Raw genomic sequence first — 17,642 nt, 5'->3', positions numbered from 1 at the left:
ATCTCCTCATTGCCAAAGCGAACGGGGGAAGATTCGCATGTCCGAGGAAACCATTGGCCGACGGCGGCTGTTGCGCCGTGCGGGAACGGTCGCGGCCGGCGTCGTGGGTGCGGGCGCGGTCGGCGCGGTGGCCGGCTCGCCGGCGCAGGCCGACCCGGGCGACGCGCTCGTCCAGGGTGGCAACGCCGGCGTGGTGCCCACGCAACTCGTCGGCAACGCCAACGACGTGTTGCTGTCGGTGCACAACGCCGGTGGCCCGGCTCTGCGGCTGGTGCCGAGCAACGGGTCGTTGAACAACGCCCCGGTCGGGTCGATGACCATCGACCAGACCGGCAACCTCTACATCGTCCAGCGGCCCGGCGAGACCTACATCGTCCACACGAACATGAACGCCAGCCAGCTGGTGCCGGTCGTCCCGTCGCGCTTGGTCAACACCCGCACCGCGGCGGGGCGGGAGCTCATCATCAACAAGGACGTCCTCGACTCGCAGGGGCGGCTCCGCAGCAACACCACGATGCACGTCATCGCCAGCGCTCTCGTGCGCTACGCCGACGCCATGCACGGCAACGTGACGGCGGTCGACGCGGTGACCGGTGGGCACCTGAGTATCTACCCGTACGGCGTGCCGGGCCGGCCCGACACGTCCACCCTGAACTACCCGGTCGGCACCGCGCTGGCCAACGCGTTCACGGTGGGCCACGGCCGGCACCCGGTGCACGACGACGCCATCTCGATCTACAACTCGGGCGGGCCGGTGCACGTGCTGATCGACGCCGTCGCGTTCACCTTCGCGTCCGGCACCGCGGAGTTCCCGGCCACGGCCAGGGCGGCCAAGCCGATCAACCCCAAGCTCGGCCCGGCCAAGCGGGGCTGACGGGCGATCGTGCCGCCGCCGACCCCGGCGGCGGCACGATCCGGGATGCGGCGCAGGCCGGGCGGGTGGGCACTATCGTTCTGACGTGCACATCCGTTTTGACCTCCCGGCCGATCCGGCCTACCCGGGCCGCGTGGCCGCCGTGCTCAGCAGTGTCGCGCACCGCAAATACGGCTACGTCGGCGCCGTGCTGGCGGTGCTCGGTGCGATCGGCCTCGCCCTCTCGCAGGGGTTCGACCGGGGCGACCAGATCTCGCCGCTGTACATCGCGATGATCGTGGGCGGCGTCCTGGCGATGGTCTACGGGCCGTTGGTGCGGTGGCGTGCGCGCCGCCGCTCCAGCGGCTACGCCGTCGACGGCAGCTACGACATCACCGACGAGAACATCATGATGCGCAGCGGCACCGAGTCCAGTGGCATCGCCTGGGACGGCGTCGCCCGGGTGACCGAGAACCGCGAGTTCTGGATCGTGTACGTCGGCCGGATGGCGGCCACGGTGATCCCTCGCGAACGGATGTCCGAAGCGGACGACGCGACGCTGCGCGCCTTCCTGACCGAACGCGGCCTGCTCGAACGCCGCTGACCCGGTCACTCTACGAGCTTGCCGACGCTCGACACCTCGGTCATGAGGTCGGCGATCTCGGCGGGCACCGGCGGGATCTCCTCGTGCACGACGCCCGTGGCCGGTGACCAGACGAGGTTGACCCGCAGGTCGGGGTCGAGGTCCGGATAGTCGCTGCGGTTGTGGCAGCCCCGGGTCTCCCGCCGTTCCAGCGCAGCAGCCAGGGTGGCCCGCGCGGCCAGCGCCGAGGACTTGAGGTCGAAGGCGTGCGCCAGGTCCTGGAAGCCGGCGATGTCCGGGTGGATGCCCACGTCCCGCATGCGGTCCTCGATCGCGTCGAGCTCGGCCAGGCCGGCCCGGAGCCCCGGGTCGTCGCGGACCACGCCGGCGTACGCGGTCATCGTGTCGCGAACCGCCCGCTGGAGCGCCCGGACGTTCTCGTGACCGTCGGCGGCGAGCAGGTCGTCGACCTCGGCGCGGGCCTGGTCGACGGCGTCCCGCGAGCGGTGCTGCGCGTCCAGCCCGGCGGAGTACGCGGCCGCCGCCGCGCCGACGATGCGGCCGTAGACCAGCAGCTCCGACAGGGAGTTGCCGCCGAGCCGGTTCGCACCGTGCAGCCCGCTGGCCGCCTCACCGACCGCGTAGAGGCCGGCCACGTCGGTGCTGTGGTCCTCCGGCCGGACCCACACCCCGCCCATCGAGTAGTGCGCGGTGGGTGCGATCTCGATCGGGCCGGCGGTGATGTCGAGCATCTGGATCTCCAGCATCATCTGGTAGACCCGCGGCAGCCGCCGCATGATGGTCTCGCGCGGCAGGTGGGACACGTCGAGCCAGACACCGCCGTTGGCGGTGCCCCGACCCGCCATGATCTCCGTGTATTCCGCCAGGGAGACCCGGTCGCGTGTGGACAGTTCCATGCGCTCCGGGTCGTAGCGTTCCATGAACCGCTCGCCGACCGCGTTGCGCAGGATCCCGCCCTCGCCGCGGGCGGCCTCGGAGACCAGGGTGCCGGCCGCGTTCTCGGGCTCGAGGATCCCGGACGGGTGGAACTGCACCAGCTCCGGGTCACGCAGCCGCGCACCGGCGAGGACCGCCAGCCGGAACGAGTCGCCGGTGTTCTCGTCCCGCCGCGACGAGGTGCGCCGCCAGATCCGGGTGTGCCCGCCGGTCGCCAGGATCACCGCGTCGGCGTGCACCACCGCGCGGGTGCCGTCGCCCAGGTCGAAGCCGTACGCTCCGAAGACCGTGTTGTCCCGCACGAGCAGGCGTGTCACGTACACGCTGTCGAGGATCCGGATGTTCAGCTCGGTCGCCCGCCGCACGAGCGCCCGCTGGATCTCCAGGCCCGTGTAGTCACCGGCGAACGCCGTGCGGCGGTACGTGTGCGCGCCGAAGAACCGTTGCGAGATGCGGCCGTCGTCCTCGCGCGCGAACGCCATCCCGTAGCGCTCCAGGTCGTGGATGCCGGCGGCGGCACCCTGCGTCACGATCTCCACGGTGCGCGGGTCGGCCAGCAGGTAGCTCTCCTTGATGGTGTCCGCCGCGTGCTGCTGCCAACTGTCCTGCGGATCCATGGTGCCGAGCGCGGCGTTGATACCGCCGGCGGCCAACGTGGTGTGCGCGTCGAGCCGGGGCCGCTTGCCGAGTACGAGCACGTCGACGCCGCGCTCGGCGAGCTCGATCGCCGCCCGCAACCCCGACCCGCCGGTGCCGATCACGAGAACCGACGCGGACAGGCGACGTTCTGTGCGGTCGGGCATGACCGGCCTCCTTCGACGGGACGGGGTGCTACCTCGTCAACGCTAGGCCGCCCGGGCGGTCAGCCGAAGAACTTCTCCAGCTCGGCGGCCACGGCCTCGGGCTGTTCCTCCGCGATGTAGTGACCAGTGTCGTCGATGGTGACGTAGTGGGCATTGTCCGGGAAGTTGTCCGCCAGCTCCGACTTGAGGAAGGGGAGCGTGGAGCTGTTGCCCAGGCACAGCACGGGCATGGCCAGCCGCGGGTAGGTGGCGTTGTCGACGATGTCCTGGTGGTACGCGCCATAGGTGGCGAACGCGGCCGTCACCGCTTCGGGAGACGCGTACGCCCGCGCGCAGACCTCCCGGTCCGCCTCGGTGATCTTCTCGGGGTGGACCGCGAAGTGGTCGGCCGCCCAGTCGACCAGCGGCCGGAACCGCCCCGCGAGCAGCTTCGCCGGCAGGCCGTCGACGTGGCTGAGCGGGTACCACCAGGGGTTCCCCGCTCCGGAGCGCGGGAAGGACGCGATGGTGGCGTGGGACGGGCCGAAGGGTCCGGCGTCCCACAGCGCCAGCTTCGCGGTGGCCTCCGGGTGGTTCGCCGCGAACGTGTACGCGACCATCCCGCCCATGTCGCCGCCGGCGATGTGCACCTTGTCGTAGCCCAGCCCGCGCACCAGCTCGTACACGTCGCGGGCCATGGTCTTCTTGTCGTAGCCGTCGGCCGGCTTGTCGGAGCCGCCTTGGCCGCGGTAGTCGACGGCGATGACCCGGTAGCGCTTCACCAGCTCGGACATGATGCCGTGCAGGGCGTGCGTGGTGCGGGGGAAGCCGTCCAGCAGGACCAGCGGCTCGCCCTCGCCGCCGATCTCGTAGTGCAGCCGCACCCCGTTGGCCACCGCGTAGCCGTGTTCGAAGCCCTCGAACGCCGGTGGCCTGTCGAACTCCTGGTCGGACGGACCGGTGTAGGCGTTCATGTGCGTGATCAGGCCGTCGTCGCCGAACTCCATCACGTCCAGCGACCGGACCCGCACGGGTGTTCCGTCGACGACCGTCTCGAGCGTGAAGGCCATCGCCGCCGCCGCGCCGTGCGAGGCGCGGATCGGAGTGTCCAATGTGAACCGCGAGCCGGCGGGCACCTGCTCGAACATGCGGGGCAGGCGCTCGTGGGCGTCCGCGACGCCGGTGCCGACGGGGTCCTCCAGCGTGCTGCCGGGCGCGAACAGGGCGACGGCGGCGTCGGCGTCACGGGCGTTGAGGGCGTCGAGGTACGACTGCAGCCTGGTACGCATGAGCTCTTCGCTGGGCATGGTGCGGGACCAGGTGCGCAACCGGCAACGGCTGGTCGAGGCGGCCGTGGCGGTCTTTCGGGAGCGGGGGCCCGACGTCGCGCTCGACGAGGTGGCGCGCCGGGCCGGCATGGCGACGAGCACGAGCGGGCCGCCCTGATCCCGGACCCGGCGGAGGCGTTCCGGGTGATGTTCACGGAGAGCTGCACGATGCCGGCGGCCGAGGGGGACGCCTTCAACCAGCTGGCCTACGGCAGCAGCCGGACCATCGCGTACGCCGTGCGCCTGCTCGAACAGGTCGTGGAGCCGGCCACCACCCGGTTGCGGGCCGCGGGCGGCCTCCGGGACGGGCTCACCGTCGAGGACGTCGCGATGTTCCTCCGCATGGCGAAGGTGACCGACACTCCGGCGCAGCGCGATGTGGCGCTGGAGGTGTTGCTGGTGGGAATGATGTCTTAGGGCGTGTTCGTCACGACCGCGGTGTCCGCGTAGAGCTGGACGCTGACGATGCGGCCGTCCGCGACCCGCAGGAACCAGAGGTTGTCGAAGACCACCGGCTTGCCGGTCGCCTTCGGAACGGCCGTGTTCCTGAGTCGGGCGATGATGTGGTCGTCGGCGGCGAGGACGTCCTCGACGGCGATGTCGAACGACTCCCAGACCGGGCTGGCGGCCGGGCTCTTCGAGAAGAAGCCGTCGAACGCGTCGCGGCCCGTGAACACGCCGCCGTAGGGGAGTGTCGCCGGCAGCGTGAGCACGACGTCGTCGCTGAGCATCGGCAGGATCGGGCCCCGGTCGCCGTCCCGGAACAACCGGGTGACGGCGTCACTCATCTCGGCCTTGCTGTGCATGACCATCATGTTAGGCCTGTTGTATGAGGCTCATCATCTATTCTGGAGTACATGAGTCGGGTATCGCAGGCGCAGGCGCGCGAGAACCGGCAGCGGGTCGTGGAGACGGCCACGCGGCTGTTCCGTGAGCGCGGGGTTTCCCAGGTCAGTGTGGCGGACGTGATGGCTGGGGCCGGTCTGACGCACGGTGGCTTCTACAAGCAGTTCGCGTCGAAGGACGCGCTGGCGGTCGAGGCGCTGGCGCAGGGGCTGGCCGAGGTCGAGCGCCGGCTGAGTGCGCTCGGCGAGCCCGGCGCTCGCGCGGGCTTCCTGGACCACTACCTCTCGCCGGACCATCGCGACGATCCCGGCGACGGCTGCCCGATCGCCGGCTTCGCCCGCGACATGCCGGCCGCCGACCCCGACCTGGCCGCGACGTTCGGCGCGGGGGTCGAGTACTACGCGGACCAGCTCGGCGACCTGGCCGCGGTCAGCACGGCCGTGGGTGCGCTGATCCTCGCGCGGGCGACCGCCGGCACCGCGCTCAGCGACCGCATCCTGGCCGAGGCACTCGCGTCTCTGCGGCCGCCAACCCCTGAAATCGGGTCATAAGCGACAGACGCGAGGTACGTTCACGAAACCAGGGTGCACCGTTTCTTCCACCGAGGGCGGCGGTCCATGAAGGTTTCGAGTCGGCTGTCCACCTTGCTCGTCATGGCCCTGGCCATCGGGCTCGTCACCGCCGGCGACCGCCGCGTCCCGACGGTCGGTGTCAGCGACGGCGGCCCCGCCGCGTCGGCCGGCGACCCGGAGAGCCAAGAGATCGCCGACATCGTCGCGCGGAAGATGCGGGAACGAGACCTCACCGGCGCCGTGTACGGGGTGTGGCGCGCCGAACACCCTCGCGCAGTTCTGCGGCAACCCGTTCACCGGGTTCACCAGCTCGCAGTTGCTCGTGCTCGCCAACGAGCGTCCGCCGTTGTTCGCGCCGGGCACGAGCTTCGCGTACGCCCACAGCGACCTGGTCCTGTTGGGTGACGTGTTGGAGAAGGCGACCGGAGAATCGCTCGCCGACCTGTTGCGGGAGCGGATCCTCGACCCGTTGGGGATGCGGGACAGTCAGGTCGTGCTCAACTCGCAGATCAGCGAGCCCTATCTGCACGCGTACACCAACGAACGCGGGATCTTCGAGGACTCGACGTTCTGGAACCCCACGGTCTTCCTCCACAGTGGAAATATGGCGCCGTCGACGGCCGGGCTGGGAGCGCTCACGGACACCAAATACTTCGCGTATGGCGTCGCGCACGACGGTGACTGGTTCTTCATGAACCCGGCCTATGCCGGCTACGACGGTGTCGTGTACTACGACACGAAGACCCAGACGCTGGTCGTCGCGTACGTGACGTTGGGGCCGAAGTCCAACGCGAACACCGACAACGCGCTGTCGTTGGGCAAGGAGATCGCCACGCTGCTGGTGCCGGATTGCCCGCCGGGTGTCTGATCCGCTTAGTACGTCTTACGTATGTCGCCGCGCGGGGCTTTGTTCGTACCGTGTCGATCATGACGATTCGCGCTGTGGTCTTCGATATCGGCGGTGTGCTGGAGTTCGCCGGTCCGATGGACTTCGAGGGGGAGTGGGAGCCTCGGCTCGGCCTGGTCTCCGGCTCGATGGACGCCGCGATGGCTGACGTGTGGGCCGCCGGCGCGATCGGCACCGTGACGGAGGCCGAGGTGCACGCGGCGATGCGGGACCGGCTCGGCCTCACCGATTCGCAGGTATCGGCCGTGATGGAGGACATGTGGCAGCGCTACCTGGGCAGTCCGAACACCGAGCTCATCTCGTACGCGCGCGACCTGCGGTCTCGGGTGCGCACCGGGATCCTCAGCAACAGCTTCGTCGGGGCGCGCGAGCGGGAGGAGGCCGCCTATGGTCTCGTCTCGCTGGTCGACGAGTGCGTCTACTCGCACGAGGTGGGCCTGAGCAAGCCGGACCCGTCGCTGTGGAAGCTGACCTGTTCGCGGCTGGATGTCTCGCCCGCCGAGGTGCTGTTCGTCGACGATTTCGCTGCGAACATCGCCGGTGCGCGCGCGTACGGGATGCGGGCCGTGCTGTTCGAGAGCACCGCGCAGGTGATCGGCGAGATCGAGGCCGCGCTGGGCGGGGAATGACCGGGCCTGGCCGCGCGTTACGCTCGTCGAGCAAGCGGAGGATGAAGTTCCGCTTTGACGCGTGGGGATTTGATCATGGAACTCGGCATCTACACGTTCGGCGACACGGGGACCGTCACCACCCGGCAGCGGCTCGCGGACCTGGTCGCCCAGGCCCGCTACGCCGACGAGGCCGGCCTGGACGTGATCGCCCTGGGTGAGCACCACCGCGCCGACTTCACGCTGTCGGCGCCGGAGATCGTGCTGGCGGCGATCTCTTCGGTGACGAAGCGGATCCGGCTCAGCACCGCTGTGACGGTGCTCTCCACCGCCGACCCGGTGCGGGTCTACCAGCAGTTCGCGACCCTGGACCAGCTCTCGGGCGGGCGCGCGGAGATCATCGCCGGGCGGGGCGCCTTCACCGAGTCGTTCGGCCTGTTCGGTTACGACCTGCGCGAGTACGAGGTCCTGTTCGACGAGAAGCTCCGGTTGCTGCTGGAGGTGGCCCGCTCGTCGCCGGTGACGTGGCAGGGCCGCACCCGTCCGCCGCTGTCGGACGCGGTGGTCACGCCGCGTGCTCTGCAGCCTGTGCTGCCCGTCTGGGTCGGGGTCGGCGGCACGCCGCAGTCGGCCGTGCGGGCCGGGCGTCTCGGTGCCCCGATGTTCGTGGCCATCTTCACCGACCCGGCGCCGGCGCGGGGGATGGTCGAGCTCTACCGCCGTGCGGCGTCCTCGGCCGGTCACGACCCGGCGGGGCTGCGGGTGGGCAGCGGCGGGCACATGTACGTGGGCCGCACCTCACAGGGCGCGCGTGACGAGTTCTACCCTTACTACGCGGAATACCTCGGCAAGCTTCCGCAGTTCCCCGGTGGTATGCCACGCGAGGTCTACGACCAGTGGATCCGCGCCGGCCTGCTGGTCGGCAGTCCGCAGGAGGTCATCGACAAGATCATGAATCACCGGGAACTGCTGGGCATCAGCCGCTACGTGGGCCAGTTCGACGTGGGCGGCATGCCAGCCGGCATGGTCGACAAGAGCCTGGAGCTCTTCGCCACCGAGGTGGCGCCGGTCGTACGCAAGGAGTCGGCATGAGCGCGCGGGTGGCCGTACTCGGAGCGGGCAAGGTGGGCACCGTCCTGGCCCGGCTGAGTGTCGCGGCCGGCCGTCCTACGGCGATCGCCGGCTCGGGCGACCCTTCTGACCTGGGCCTGATCGTCGACGTGCTGGCGCCGGGCGCCGTCCCGATGCGGGGTGCCGAAGCGGCTGCCCAGGCCGACATCGTGATCGTGGCGGTGCCGCTGGCCCGGCTGGAGACCGTCCCTTCGGCGGCCCTGCGGGGCCGGGTCGTGGTCGACGCGATGAACTACTGGCCTCCGGTCGACGGCGTACTCCCGGAATGGGAGGGCGCCACCCGGTCCTCGAGCGAGATCGTCCGCGAGATCCTCGGCGTGGACGTGGTGAAGTCGTTCAACCATATGGGCTACCACGAGCTGGACGCCTGGACGCGACCGTCGGGCGCCCCCGATCGCCGGGCGCTCGCCGTGGCCGGCGACGACGGTGCCGCCATGACGGCGGTGACCGAACTCGTGGACGCGATGGGCTTCGACCCGGTGCCGCTGCATCCGCTGAGCACGGGCCGCGTGCTGCAGCCGGGCTCTTCGGACATCTTCGGAGCGGACCTCACACGCGCGGAGCTGCTGTCCACGCTGGACGCCCTCGGCGTCGCTCCGGCCACCGCCTGCCCGTGATGGTCTAGCGGGCCGCAGGGGGCAGCAGGGAGCTTTTGCCCGCCGTCCAGGAGCGCACCAGGTGGTCGGCCATGAGCGCGCTGACGGCCAAGCCGCAGCGTGCGCCGAACAGCACGTCATCGGCGCCGTCGGGGGTGTCGGAGGCGTAGCGCCCGGCCAGGTCGTACGCCGCGATCTGTTCGTGCACCGCGTCCGCCTCCACGTGCTCGTCGAAGAACCGGGCGGTCCGGTCGTCCGCGCCCAGCCGGCGGGCCGCGGCCGCGAGGTGCCGGTTCGGCTCCGACGAGGTCATCTCGAAGGCAGCCAACTGGCCGACCAGCGCGCCGCGCCAGCGCCGGTGCAAGCCGAACAGCGACATGAGGTTGACGCCGGCCAGGGTGATCGCGGGCACCCGGTCGACGTGGGCGCCGTAGGTGCTGTCGACGCCGAAGCCGTCCATGGCGTTCCGGAACAGCTGCGCGTGCATACGTTCCGGGCGGCCACCGCCGTACTCGTCGATCTGGATCTCCACCAGCGCGGCCTTCGCCGCACCGCGCAGCCGGGGGATCGCGAAGGTGTGCGGGTCGGCCTCCTTGAGCTGGTAGACCGAGCGATGGACGAGGAGCTCGCGGAACTGGTCGAGGGTCGCGTGCCGGCGGACGTCCGCGGCGAGCGACGGTCCATCGGGGTCGGTCGCCAGTGCGACGAGCGCCGCGGGTACGTCGGTGGGCGGCTCGTGGTCGCCGACGAGGTCGCGCAGGGCCGCCACGAACGGCCGCTCGGCGGACGCGCGCAGGGCCAGCAGCGCCGGGTTCCACTCCCATGCGGGGTCGACGCCCGCGAACCCCTGGAAATGCTGCTCGTAACAGAGGTAAAGGGTGACCTGGAGATCCTCGTCGTGCAGCGGGTCGGTTGCGGGCCAGGTGACGACCGGCAGGTCACGCGGCGGGCCGGCCAGGGCCGCTCGGAGCGCCGCCGAGACCGGGCCACGGGCCAGCGGCAGGGTGGGTCCGGTGAGGCGCTGCGGGGAAACGATGGTCACCGGCGACGGGTGCCCGCGCGGCGGCCGATCAAACCTGGTTTCCGCGTGCCCGCGGGGGGAATCCGACACCATGCGACCTGCCCAGGAGGAACCGGCCGCGACCGTGACACCGTACCCGGACGGGCCCCTGCTGATCCGCGGTGACTTCGAGATGGTCACCGTCGACGGCGAGACGATCGAGACCGGGCGTTCGACGGTCGCGCTCTGCCGGTGCGGGATGTCCGCCACGAAACCCTTCTGCGACGGCTCGCACCGCACGACCCGCTTCAAGGCCGGCACCGGCCGCGACTGAGGTTGTCGAAAAGCGTCCGACGACTCCGACCTCCGGGGTGAACCATTCACCACCGGAGAGGTACTCATGAATGTGAACGACCTGAGGGCGGGGCGCAAGGAGTGGGTGGGGCTGGCGGTGCTGGCCCTTCCGTCGCTGCTCGTCTCGATCGACCTGTTCGTGCTGCTGCTCGCGGTGCCGCAGCTCAGCGGCGACCTCGGCGCCGGCAGCACCGACCAGCTCTGGATCATCGATGGCTACGGGTTCCTCCTCTCCGGCTTCCTGATCACGATGGGCGCGCTCGGTGACCGCCTCGGGCGCCGGCGGCTGCTGCTCGGCGGAGCGGCGGTGTTCGGGGTCGCGTCGGTGCTGGCCGCCTACGCGGACAGCCCGGCCATGCTGATCGCGGCCCGGGCGCTGCTCGGCGTGGCCGGTGCGGCCATGGGCCCGACCACGCTCGCGCTGATCACCGGCATGTTCCGCGACCCGAAGCAGCGCGCCACCGCGATCGGGGTCTGGCTGATGTCGCTGATGGGCGGCAGCGCGATCGGCCCGGTCGTCGGGGGAGTGCTGCTCGGCCACTTCTGGTGGGGCTCGGTCTTCCTCATCGCGGTGCCGGCGATGGTCCTGCTGCTCGCGCTCGGCCCGGTCCTGCTACCCAAAGACCGGCCGGGGCGTGACCCGGCCCCGCTCGACCTGGTCAGCGTCGGGCTCTCGCTGGCCGCCATCCTGCCGGCCGTCTACGGCATCAAGGAGCTGGCCCGCCACGGCGTCTCGCCCACCCCGGCAGCCGCGCTGGTCGTCGGCCTGCTCTTCGCCGTGGTGTTCCTGCGCCGCCAGCGGACGCTGGCACACCCGCTGGTCGACCTGCGGCTCTTCAGGGAACGCACGTTCCGCACGGCGCTCGGCGCGATGTTCGTCAACACGATGCTGCCCGGCACCGTGATGGTGCTGATCACCCAGTTCCTGCAGCTGGTCGCCGGCTACCAGCCACTGCGGGCGGGTCTCACGCTGCTACCCGCGGTGGCGGCGGGCCTCGTCGCCACCCAGCTGGCGCCCCTCGCCGCCCGCCGGATCCGCCCGGCGCCCCTGATCGCCGGCGGCCTCGCGATCTCCGTCGTCGGTCTGGTGCTGCTGACGGCTGCCACGGACGCGACCGCGGTGATCACCGGGATGGCGTTGTTCAACATCGGTGCGGGCCCACTGGTCACCCTCGGCACCGGGATCGTCGTCGGCGCGGTCCCACCGGAGCGGGCCGGCTCGGCCGCCTCCCTCTCCCAGACGGCCAACGAGTTCGGCTTCGCGCTCGGGGTCGCGGTGTTCGGCAGCGTCGCCGCCGCGGTCCACCGGCACGGCGCTCCGGCCGGGTCGGGCGACTCGCTCGCCACGACCCCGCCGGCGCTCCTCGCCCAGGCCCGCGACGCCTTCACCGACGGCCTGCACCTGGTGGCCGCCATCAGCGCGGCCGCGATCGCGGTCGCCGCGGTGCTCTGCCTACGCGCGCTACGACACCTGCCCCCGGTAGGCCAGGGCCACGGCCAGGGGAAGGAGGTGACGGAGCCGACGAACAGCACCCCTGTTGGTCATGGTGGCGCCTGACGCCTCGGGCCCAGATAACGACACCTAGCCGCGAACTGTGCGAAATGATTCCGTTATGGACTCCGTGCGGAAGGTCGTCGTGGTCACCGGGGCCTCGGGAGGCATCGGGGCGGCGGTGGTCGCGGCCTATCGGGAGCTGGGCTACGGCGTCACCGCGACCGGGCTCTCCATCCAGCCCTCGGCCGATCCGGAGGTGCTCGCCGTGCCCGGCGACGTGTCCGAGTTCGGCACCGGGGCGCGCGTTGTCGACGCGGCCGTGCAGCGCTTCGGCCGCGTCGACAGCTTCGTCAACTGCGCCGGGCTCTTCGTCTCCAAGCCGTTCACGGACTACACCGACGCGGACTACGAGAAGGTCGTCGGGGTCAACCTGCGGGGCTTCTTCGACATCGCCCGCAGCGCGATCACCGCGATGCTGGCCCGCGTGGGCGACCCCGGCGGGCACGTCGTCAACATCTCGACCAGCCTCGTCAACCAGGCCGACGCCAACGTGCCCGCCGGGCTCACCGCCCTCACCAAAGGCGGCCTCGACGCCGTCACCAAGTCACTGGCGATCGAGTACGCCACCCGCGGCATCCGGGTCAACGCCGTCGCGCTCGGGGTCATCCGCACCCCCATGCATCCCGACGACCCGGACGGCATCGAAGCGGCGCGCCACCCGGTCAATCGGATGGGCGAGATCGACGACGTGGTGCGGGCGATCCGCTACCTGGAGCAGGCACCGTTCGTCACCGGCGAGATCTCCCACGTCGACGGCGGCCAGAGCGCCGGTCACTAAAGCAGTTGCAGCATCCGATCGCCGAGGACGGCGGCCGAGTGCGGGTTCTGGCCGGTCGTCAGGTTGCCGTCCTCCACCATGAAGGGCTCCCACTTCGGGCCACGGCTGTACTTGACGTGGACCTTCTCCTTCAGGTCCGTCTCCAGCAGCCAGGGCGCCCGGGACGCCAGACCGACCTCGTCCTCCTCCTCGTTGGTGAAGCCCGTGACCTTCTTGCCGGCAAAGGGCGACTCACCGTGGATCCGGGTGACGAGCAGCGACGCCGGCGCATGGCACACGATGAACAGCGGGTTCCCCGAGAGGAGCTGCTCTGTGAGGAGGCGGCCCGCGTCCGCGTCCCACGCCAGGTCCGACATGGGTCCGTGACCGCCGGGCAGATAGACCGCGTCGTAGTCCTCCAGGCGCACGTCCGACAACTGCAGCGGCCGGCGCATCACCTCGGCGGAGCGGATGATCTCCTCCAGCTCCAGGGCGCCCTTCTCGCCACCCGCCATCGAGGGGCGCAGGCTCATCATGTCGACGTTCGGGATGGCTCCGCCCGGGGTGGCGACCACGACGTCGTGACCGGCGTCCGTGAGCATCTTGTACGGGTTCGCGAACTCCTCGGCCCAATAGCCGGTCGCGTACCGCGTGCCGTCGTTAAGCACCCAATAGGTCGCGCCGCTCACGATGAAAAGTACCTTCGACATGACAATCCCCCTCGTCGTCCCCATGGGAAAGCTGGCGACTCGAATTTCCCCACGCTATGCGGCGACGCATTGTGGGTCAGGGGTTCCCGCGAAAAGCCGAAACGCCCGGGCGGCATTCGCCGGCCCGGGCGTCGACACATTCACCGAAGCGTCAAAGCATTGACATGTGTACGTGGTCCGTATGGTCACTCTCGCCGCTGTAGGACTTCCACCCGGTAGCGGGGAACCAGATGCGTTTGTACCAGATCACGTAGAGGATCCCGAGCGCGTCGGCGTTCCTGATCAGGAACGCGGCCAGGTCGTTCCCGTACCTCTCCTGGTCACGGTTGGCCGCCCGCGCGAATCCGCTCTTGAGCAACGACCAGTCGCAGGCCCGGCCCTTCGGATGCTCGAACGGCCCGCCGGACCGGAAGCAACCGACGAACCGGTTGAATCCGGCGCGCTTCACCTCTTTGTACGCGTTCAGCGTGCGCCCCGTGATGCAACCGCTGGTGGTCGGGTCGTCCTTGTTGCACGACTCGTCCGGCCAGCCGCCGTCGGCCGAGCGCGGCGCCGGCTTGGCCTTGGGCGAGGTCGCGGCCACGTTGGTGGGGTCCAGGCCGACCCCGACGGCCAGGTCGCCGACCTTGTCGAGCTCGCGCTCGGCGGCGCTCTTCTGCTTGGCCATCGAGGCAGCCGCGGCCTTCTGGGCGGCTACCTCGGCGTCGATCTTGGCCTTGGTCGCCGCCACCTCTTCCTCGGCCGCGACGAGCGCCTGGAGCTTGCTCGAGTTGTACTGGTTGAGCCGCTCCAGGACGGTCGCCTTCTCCAGGAAGCCGCCGTCGGCCGACGCGTTGAGCATCGCGACCATCGGGGTGAGGCGACCGGTCCGGTACGTCTCGGTCGCGAACTCGCTCACCTGCGGCTGCAGCTCCTTGATCCTCCGCTCGGCCGCCTGGACCTGGAGGTCGAGCTTGAGCTGCTGCTGCCGGGACTTGTCGAGCACCGCCTTGGCCTTCGCGTACTGCCGGCCGGTCGACTCGAGCACGTCACCGAGCAGCGGCACCGCCTTTTCCTTGGGCGCGCCCGGCGAAGGGCTGGGTGCGGCGTAGCCGGCGCTCGGCGGCACCACGGCTACCACGAGCGCGGCGACCAGTGCCAGGACAGTTGCGAGCCAGCGTCGTCGCGCGGCGGTCATTCTCGTCGTTTCCCTCCGTCAAACCGCGCACGAGCATACCCAAGGGAGATCCGGTCGCAAGTGGTGCACAAAGCGACAGCGCAGTAGCCGCGTGTCATCAATGCGAGTCACGGGGCACGCGGTCGCCACTTCCGCCGACGAGAAAGTCCAAATCCGCTCCAGTTTCTGCTCCGCGAACCGTATCGACGTACAGCTTTTCCCATCCCCGGGTCGGCCGGGCGAGCGCCGCGACCATCGCCGGAGCGGGCTCGCGGGCCGCGAACTCGGCGGCGGGCACGTCGACGTCGATCCGGCGGCCCTCGACGTCGAGCACGATCGGGTCGCCGTCGCGCACCTTCGCCAGGGGTCCGCCGGCCGCGCCCTCGGGGGAGACGTGCAGCACGACCGTCCCGTACGCGGTGCCGCTCATCCGCCCGTCGCAGACCCGCACCATGTCGCGGACGCCCTGCTGCAGGAGCTTGCGCGGCAGCGGCAGGTTGGCCACCTCGGGCATGCCCGGGTAGCCCCGCGGCCCGCAGCCGCGCAGCACCAGCACGGAGTCGGCGTCGACATCGAGCGCCGGGTCGTCGATCCGGTGGTGGAGGTCCTCGACGGAGTCGAAGACAACGGCGCGACCCCGGTGCTGGAGCAGCTCCGCCGTCGCCGCCGCCGGCTTGATGATCGCGCCGTCGGGCGCCAGGTCGCCGCGCAGCACGGCGATGCCGGCGTCGGCCATCATCGGCTCGCTGCGGGGCCGGATCACCTCGGTGTCGTGGATGGCGCCGTCCTCGAGGTAGTCGCCGAGCGGACGCCCGGTGACGGTGAGCGCGTCGAGATCGAGCAGGTCGGAGATCTCCCGGAGTACGGCGGTGAGCCCGCCGGCGCGGTGGAAGTCCTCCATGAGGTGCCGGCCGGCCGGCTGGAGGTCGACGAGCAGCGGGATGCCGTGCCCGGCGCGGTCGATCTCGTCGAGGGTCAACGGCACGCCGAGCCGCCCGGCGATGGCCAGCAGGTGCACGACGGCGTTGGTCGAGCCACCGAGCGCGCCCAGGGCGACGATCGCGTTGTGGAAGCTGGCCTTCGAGATGATCTGACTCGGTCGCCGGCCCTCACGCACCATCTCGACCGCGAGCCGCCCGGACTCGTGCGCCCGCTCCTGGAGGCGGCTGTCCGGCGCGGGCAGCCCGGCCGTGCCCGGCAGCGTCGTGCCCAGCACCTCGGCGAGCAGGCCCATCGTCGAGGCCGTACCCATCGTGTTGCAGTGCCCCTTGCTCCGGATCATCGCCGACTGCGACGCCTGGAAGTCACGGTTGGACAGCGTGCCGGCCCGGACCTCCTCGGAGAGCCGCCAGACGTCGGTGCCGCAGCCGAGCGGCGCGCCGCGGAACGTGCCGGTGAGCATCGGGCCGCCGGGCACGACCAGCGCCGGGAGGTCGACGGAGGCGGCGCCCATCAGCAGCGACGGGATGGTCTTGTCGCAGCCGCCGAGCAGCACGACCCCGTCGATCGGGTTGGCCCGGATCATCTCCTCGATGGCCATCGCGGCCATGTTGCGCCAGAGCATCGCGGTCGGCCGGACCTGCGTCTCGCCGAGGGACACGACGGGCAGTTCGAGGGGTACGCCGCCGGCCTCCCAGACGCCGTTGGCGACGCTGCGGGCCACCTCGGAGAGGTGCATGTTGCAGGGCGTCAGGTCGGAGGCGGTGTTGGCGATGGCGATCTGGGGCCGGCCGTCGAACGCCGAGTCGGGCGCGCCGCGGCGCATCCAGGCCCGGTGGATGTACGAGTTGCGGTCCTGGCCGGCATACCACGCGTCGGAGCGGAGAGGGGCAGGCATACTGCCCATTATCAAGATTCGCCTGATCGGGTGGCAGGGGGTGGCGGTGCGCGCGTTCGTCGTCGTCGGGCCGGGCCGGGCGGAGGTGCGGGACGTGGCCCCGCCGGTGCCCCGGATCGGCGAGGTCATCGTCGATGTGGAGCGGGCCGGCGTCTGCGGCACCGACGCCGAGTTCTACTCGGGCCACATGGCCTACCTGCACAGCGGCGACGCCGCGTACCCGATCAGAATCGGTCACGAGTGGTGCGGCGTCGTGTCCGCGGTCGGCGCGGAGGTCGACAACGCCTGGCTCGGCCGGCGGGTCACCGGCGACACCATGCTGGGTTGCGGCAACTGCCTGAGATGTCTCAGCGGACGCCAGCACCTGTGCGCGGACCGCTTCGAGATCGGCATCCGCGGCGGCTGGCCGGGTGCGCTGGCCGAGCAGCTGCCGGTGCCGGTCCGCGCGCTGCACCCGCTGCCGGACTCGGTAGACGCGACCCTCGGCGCCCTGGTCGAGCCGGGCGGCAACGCGTTGCGGGTGGTCGAGGCGGCGGCCCTGACCCCGACGAGCCGGCTGCTGGTGCTGGGCCCGGGCGCGATCGGCCTGCTGGCCGCGCAGATCGCCGTGGCCCGGGGCGCCGAGGTGCACCTGCTGGGCCGCGACGAGCCGTCACTGGCGTTCGCACGGGGGCTCGGCTTCGAGCACACCTGGACGTTGCCCTCGCTTCCCGACGACCTGACCTTCGACGCGGTCGTCGACGCGACGAACGCCACGGACCTGCCAGGCTTCGCGGTGCGCCGGGTCGAGCCGGGCGGCCGGGTCGTCTACATCGGCCTGGCGGAGGAGCCGTCCCTGATCGACTCCCGCGAACTGGTGTTCAAGGACGTAACGGCGGTCGGCGTGCTCAGCGCGTCCGGGGGTCTGTCAGGAACGATCGAGCTGTACGCGACGGGCACGGTCGACCCGCGCCCGCTGGTCGCAGCCACGGTCGGCCTGGCCGAGGCAGCCGACGTGCTGGCGGGCAGCCGCCCGCCGGAATGGGGCGCCGCCCCGAAAATCCACGTGGACCCGCGCCGCTGAGCCCCTGCTCAGGACCGGTGCGGGACGTGATCGGGATGATGTCGTGG

20 protein-coding genes are annotated in these 17,642 nt (G+C 70.9%); 13 read left to right on the top strand and 7 right to left on the bottom strand.

Going from position 1 to position 17,642, the window contains the following annotated elements; genetic code table 11:
- The first annotated feature begins 37 nt into the window (after positions 1 to 37).
- Complete coding sequence (locus CHC05_RS30745; RefSeq protein ID WP_089254114.1) at positions 38 to 874, top strand: hypothetical protein; 837 nt, start codon at positions 38 to 40, stop codon at positions 872 to 874.
- An 85-nt stretch (positions 875 to 959) separates the two neighbouring features.
- Positions 960 to 1,457: a YcxB family protein gene (locus CHC05_RS30740; RefSeq protein WP_089254113.1), complete on the top strand. Its 498-nt coding sequence runs from the start codon at positions 960 to 962 to the stop codon at positions 1,455 to 1,457.
- Positions 1,458 to 1,462: 5 nt separating this feature from the next.
- Here the strand turns inward: CHC05_RS30740 and CHC05_RS30735 are convergent, their stop codons facing one another.
- A complete protein-coding gene (locus tag CHC05_RS30735; protein ID WP_089254112.1) occupies positions 1,463 to 3,196 on the bottom strand; it encodes an L-aspartate oxidase in 1,734 nt (577 codons plus the stop codon).
- Positions 3,197 to 3,255: 59 nt separating this feature from the next.
- Positions 3,256 to 4,464, bottom strand: a complete 1,209-nt coding sequence (locus CHC05_RS30730; protein ID WP_179266454.1) for an alpha/beta fold hydrolase — start codon at positions 4,462 to 4,464, stop codon at positions 3,256 to 3,258.
- Between CHC05_RS30730 and CHC05_RS41750 the strand changes: the two genes are divergently transcribed.
- On the top strand, positions 4,463 to 4,621 hold the full coding sequence (locus CHC05_RS41750) for a TetR family transcriptional regulator (protein ID WP_218824731.1): 159 nt from the start codon (positions 4,463 to 4,465) through the stop codon (positions 4,619 to 4,621). The two genes, CHC05_RS30730 and CHC05_RS41750, sit on opposite strands and share 2 nt — an antisense overlap.
- 26 nt (positions 4,622 to 4,647) lie before the next feature.
- On the top strand, positions 4,648 to 4,920 hold the full coding sequence (locus CHC05_RS30725; protein WP_089254110.1) for a hypothetical protein: 273 nt from the start codon (positions 4,648 to 4,650) through the stop codon (positions 4,918 to 4,920).
- On the opposite strand, the gene CHC05_RS30720 is transcribed toward CHC05_RS30725, so the two are convergent.
- A complete protein-coding gene (locus CHC05_RS30720; protein WP_179266453.1) occupies positions 4,917 to 5,309 on the bottom strand; it encodes a nuclear transport factor 2 family protein in 393 nt (130 codons plus the stop codon). The genes CHC05_RS30725 and CHC05_RS30720 overlap by 4 nt on opposite strands.
- A 51-nt stretch (positions 5,310 to 5,360) precedes the next feature.
- Between CHC05_RS30720 and CHC05_RS30715 the strand changes: the two genes are divergently transcribed.
- The 5 genes from CHC05_RS30715 to CHC05_RS30695 all read left to right on the top strand — a co-directional run bounded on the left by CHC05_RS30715 (position 5,361) and on the right by CHC05_RS30695 (position 9,184).
- Positions 5,361 to 5,900: a TetR/AcrR family transcriptional regulator gene (locus tag CHC05_RS30715; RefSeq protein WP_089254108.1), complete on the top strand. Its 540-nt coding sequence runs from the start codon at positions 5,361 to 5,363 to the stop codon at positions 5,898 to 5,900.
- 343 nt (positions 5,901 to 6,243) lie between these two features.
- Positions 6,244 to 6,789: a serine hydrolase gene (locus tag CHC05_RS30710; RefSeq protein ID WP_218824730.1), complete on the top strand. Its 546-nt coding sequence runs from the start codon at positions 6,244 to 6,246 to the stop codon at positions 6,787 to 6,789.
- A gap of 59 nt (positions 6,790 to 6,848) precedes the next feature.
- A complete protein-coding gene (locus CHC05_RS30705) occupies positions 6,849 to 7,457 on the top strand; it encodes an HAD family hydrolase (protein WP_218824729.1) in 609 nt (202 codons plus the stop codon).
- A 75-nt stretch (positions 7,458 to 7,532) separates the two neighbouring features.
- Positions 7,533 to 8,528 (top strand): LLM class flavin-dependent oxidoreductase, encoded by a 996-nt coding sequence (locus CHC05_RS30700; RefSeq protein WP_089254106.1) that lies wholly within the window; start codon positions 7,533 to 7,535, stop codon positions 8,526 to 8,528.
- A complete protein-coding gene (locus tag CHC05_RS30695) occupies positions 8,525 to 9,184 on the top strand; it encodes an NADPH-dependent F420 reductase (protein WP_089254105.1) in 660 nt (219 codons plus the stop codon). Before CHC05_RS30700 ends, CHC05_RS30695 begins: the two co-directional genes overlap by 4 nt.
- A 4-nt stretch (positions 9,185 to 9,188) precedes the next feature.
- Here the strand turns inward: CHC05_RS30695 and CHC05_RS30690 are convergent, their stop codons facing one another.
- Positions 9,189 to 10,205 carry an iron-containing redox enzyme family protein gene (locus tag CHC05_RS30690; RefSeq protein WP_245871295.1) on the bottom strand — a complete coding sequence of 339 codons (1,017 nt, stop codon included), beginning with the start codon at positions 10,203 to 10,205 and terminating at the stop codon, positions 9,189 to 9,191.
- Positions 10,206 to 10,275: 70 nt separating this feature from the next.
- Between CHC05_RS30690 and CHC05_RS30685 the strand changes: the two genes are divergently transcribed.
- The 3 genes from CHC05_RS30685 to CHC05_RS30675 all read left to right on the top strand — a co-directional run bounded on the left by CHC05_RS30685 (position 10,276) and on the right by CHC05_RS30675 (position 12,850).
- Positions 10,276 to 10,497 (top strand): CDGSH iron-sulfur domain-containing protein, encoded by a 222-nt coding sequence (locus tag CHC05_RS30685; protein ID WP_089254103.1) that lies wholly within the window; start codon positions 10,276 to 10,278, stop codon positions 10,495 to 10,497.
- Positions 10,498 to 10,563: 66 nt separating this feature from the next.
- Positions 10,564 to 12,075, top strand: coding sequence for an MFS transporter (locus tag CHC05_RS30680; RefSeq protein WP_089254102.1), 1,512 nt, complete (start codon positions 10,564 to 10,566; stop codon positions 12,073 to 12,075).
- Between the two features lie 55 nt (positions 12,076 to 12,130).
- Positions 12,131 to 12,850 (top strand): SDR family NAD(P)-dependent oxidoreductase, encoded by a 720-nt coding sequence (locus CHC05_RS30675; RefSeq protein ID WP_089254101.1) that lies wholly within the window; start codon positions 12,131 to 12,133, stop codon positions 12,848 to 12,850.
- Here the strand turns inward: CHC05_RS30675 and CHC05_RS30670 are convergent.
- The 3 genes from CHC05_RS30670 to CHC05_RS30660 form a co-directional block, all read right to left on the bottom strand.
- Positions 12,847 to 13,539 (bottom strand): type 1 glutamine amidotransferase domain-containing protein, encoded by a 693-nt coding sequence (locus tag CHC05_RS30670; RefSeq protein ID WP_089254100.1) that lies wholly within the window; start codon positions 13,537 to 13,539, stop codon positions 12,847 to 12,849. The genes CHC05_RS30675 and CHC05_RS30670 overlap by 4 nt on opposite strands.
- A gap of 151 nt (positions 13,540 to 13,690) precedes the next feature.
- Positions 13,691 to 14,716 carry a coiled-coil domain-containing protein gene (locus CHC05_RS30665; RefSeq protein WP_089254099.1) on the bottom strand — a complete coding sequence of 342 codons (1,026 nt, stop codon included), beginning with the start codon at positions 14,714 to 14,716 and terminating at the stop codon, positions 13,691 to 13,693.
- Between the two features lie 97 nt (positions 14,717 to 14,813).
- Positions 14,814 to 16,532, bottom strand: a complete 1,719-nt coding sequence (locus CHC05_RS30660; protein WP_089254098.1) for an IlvD/Edd family dehydratase — start codon at positions 16,530 to 16,532, stop codon at positions 14,814 to 14,816.
- A gap of 46 nt (positions 16,533 to 16,578) precedes the next feature.
- On the opposite strand from CHC05_RS30660, the gene CHC05_RS30655 reads away from it, so the two are divergent.
- Positions 16,579 to 17,595 carry a zinc-dependent alcohol dehydrogenase gene (locus tag CHC05_RS30655; protein ID WP_218824728.1) on the top strand — a complete coding sequence of 339 codons (1,017 nt, stop codon included), beginning with the start codon at positions 16,579 to 16,581 and terminating at the stop codon, positions 17,593 to 17,595.
- Positions 17,596 to 17,642 lie beyond the last annotated feature (47 nt).

The sequence above is a fragment of the Asanoa hainanensis genome, from assembly GCF_900188485.1.
In the GTDB taxonomy this organism is placed as follows: Bacteria; Actinomycetota; Actinomycetes; order Mycobacteriales; family Micromonosporaceae; genus Asanoa; species Asanoa hainanensis.
This window is presented reverse-complemented; position numbering and strand designations above follow the sequence as displayed.

Excerpts from the sequence above, each read along its gene's own strand:
- CHC05_RS30745 (WP_089254114.1), top strand. The coding sequence starts at position 38 with ATGTCCGAGGAAACCATTGGCCGACGGCGGCTGTTGCGCCGTGCGGGA.
- CHC05_RS30735 (WP_089254112.1), bottom strand. The coding sequence starts at position 3,196 with ATGCCCGACCGCACAGAACGTCGCCTGTCCGCGTCGGTTCTCGTGATC.
- CHC05_RS41750 (WP_218824731.1), top strand. The coding sequence starts at position 4,463 with ATGAGCTCTTCGCTGGGCATGGTGCGGGACCAGGTGCGCAACCGGCAA.
- CHC05_RS30730 (WP_179266454.1), bottom strand. The coding sequence starts at position 4,464 with ATGCGTACCAGGCTGCAGTCGTACCTCGACGCCCTCAACGCCCGTGAC.
- CHC05_RS30720 (WP_179266453.1), bottom strand. The coding sequence starts at position 5,309 with ATGCACAGCAAGGCCGAGATGAGTGACGCCGTCACCCGGTTGTTCCGG.
- CHC05_RS30715 (WP_089254108.1), top strand. The coding sequence starts at position 5,361 with ATGAGTCGGGTATCGCAGGCGCAGGCGCGCGAGAACCGGCAGCGGGTC.
- CHC05_RS30705 (WP_218824729.1), top strand. The coding sequence starts at position 6,849 with ATGACGATTCGCGCTGTGGTCTTCGATATCGGCGGTGTGCTGGAGTTC.
- CHC05_RS30700 (WP_089254106.1), top strand. The coding sequence starts at position 7,533 with ATGGAACTCGGCATCTACACGTTCGGCGACACGGGGACCGTCACCACC.
- CHC05_RS30695 (WP_089254105.1), top strand. The coding sequence starts at position 8,525 with ATGAGCGCGCGGGTGGCCGTACTCGGAGCGGGCAAGGTGGGCACCGTC.
- CHC05_RS30685 (WP_089254103.1), top strand. The coding sequence starts at position 10,276 with ATGCGACCTGCCCAGGAGGAACCGGCCGCGACCGTGACACCGTACCCG.
- CHC05_RS30680 (WP_089254102.1), top strand. The coding sequence starts at position 10,564 with ATGAATGTGAACGACCTGAGGGCGGGGCGCAAGGAGTGGGTGGGGCTG.
- CHC05_RS30675 (WP_089254101.1), top strand. The coding sequence starts at position 12,131 with ATGGACTCCGTGCGGAAGGTCGTCGTGGTCACCGGGGCCTCGGGAGGC.
- CHC05_RS30670 (WP_089254100.1), bottom strand. The coding sequence starts at position 13,539 with ATGTCGAAGGTACTTTTCATCGTGAGCGGCGCGACCTATTGGGTGCTT.
- CHC05_RS30665 (WP_089254099.1), bottom strand. The coding sequence starts at position 14,716 with ATGACCGCCGCGCGACGACGCTGGCTCGCAACTGTCCTGGCACTGGTC.
- CHC05_RS30660 (WP_089254098.1), bottom strand. The coding sequence starts at position 16,532 with ATGCCTGCCCCTCTCCGCTCCGACGCGTGGTATGCCGGCCAGGACCGC.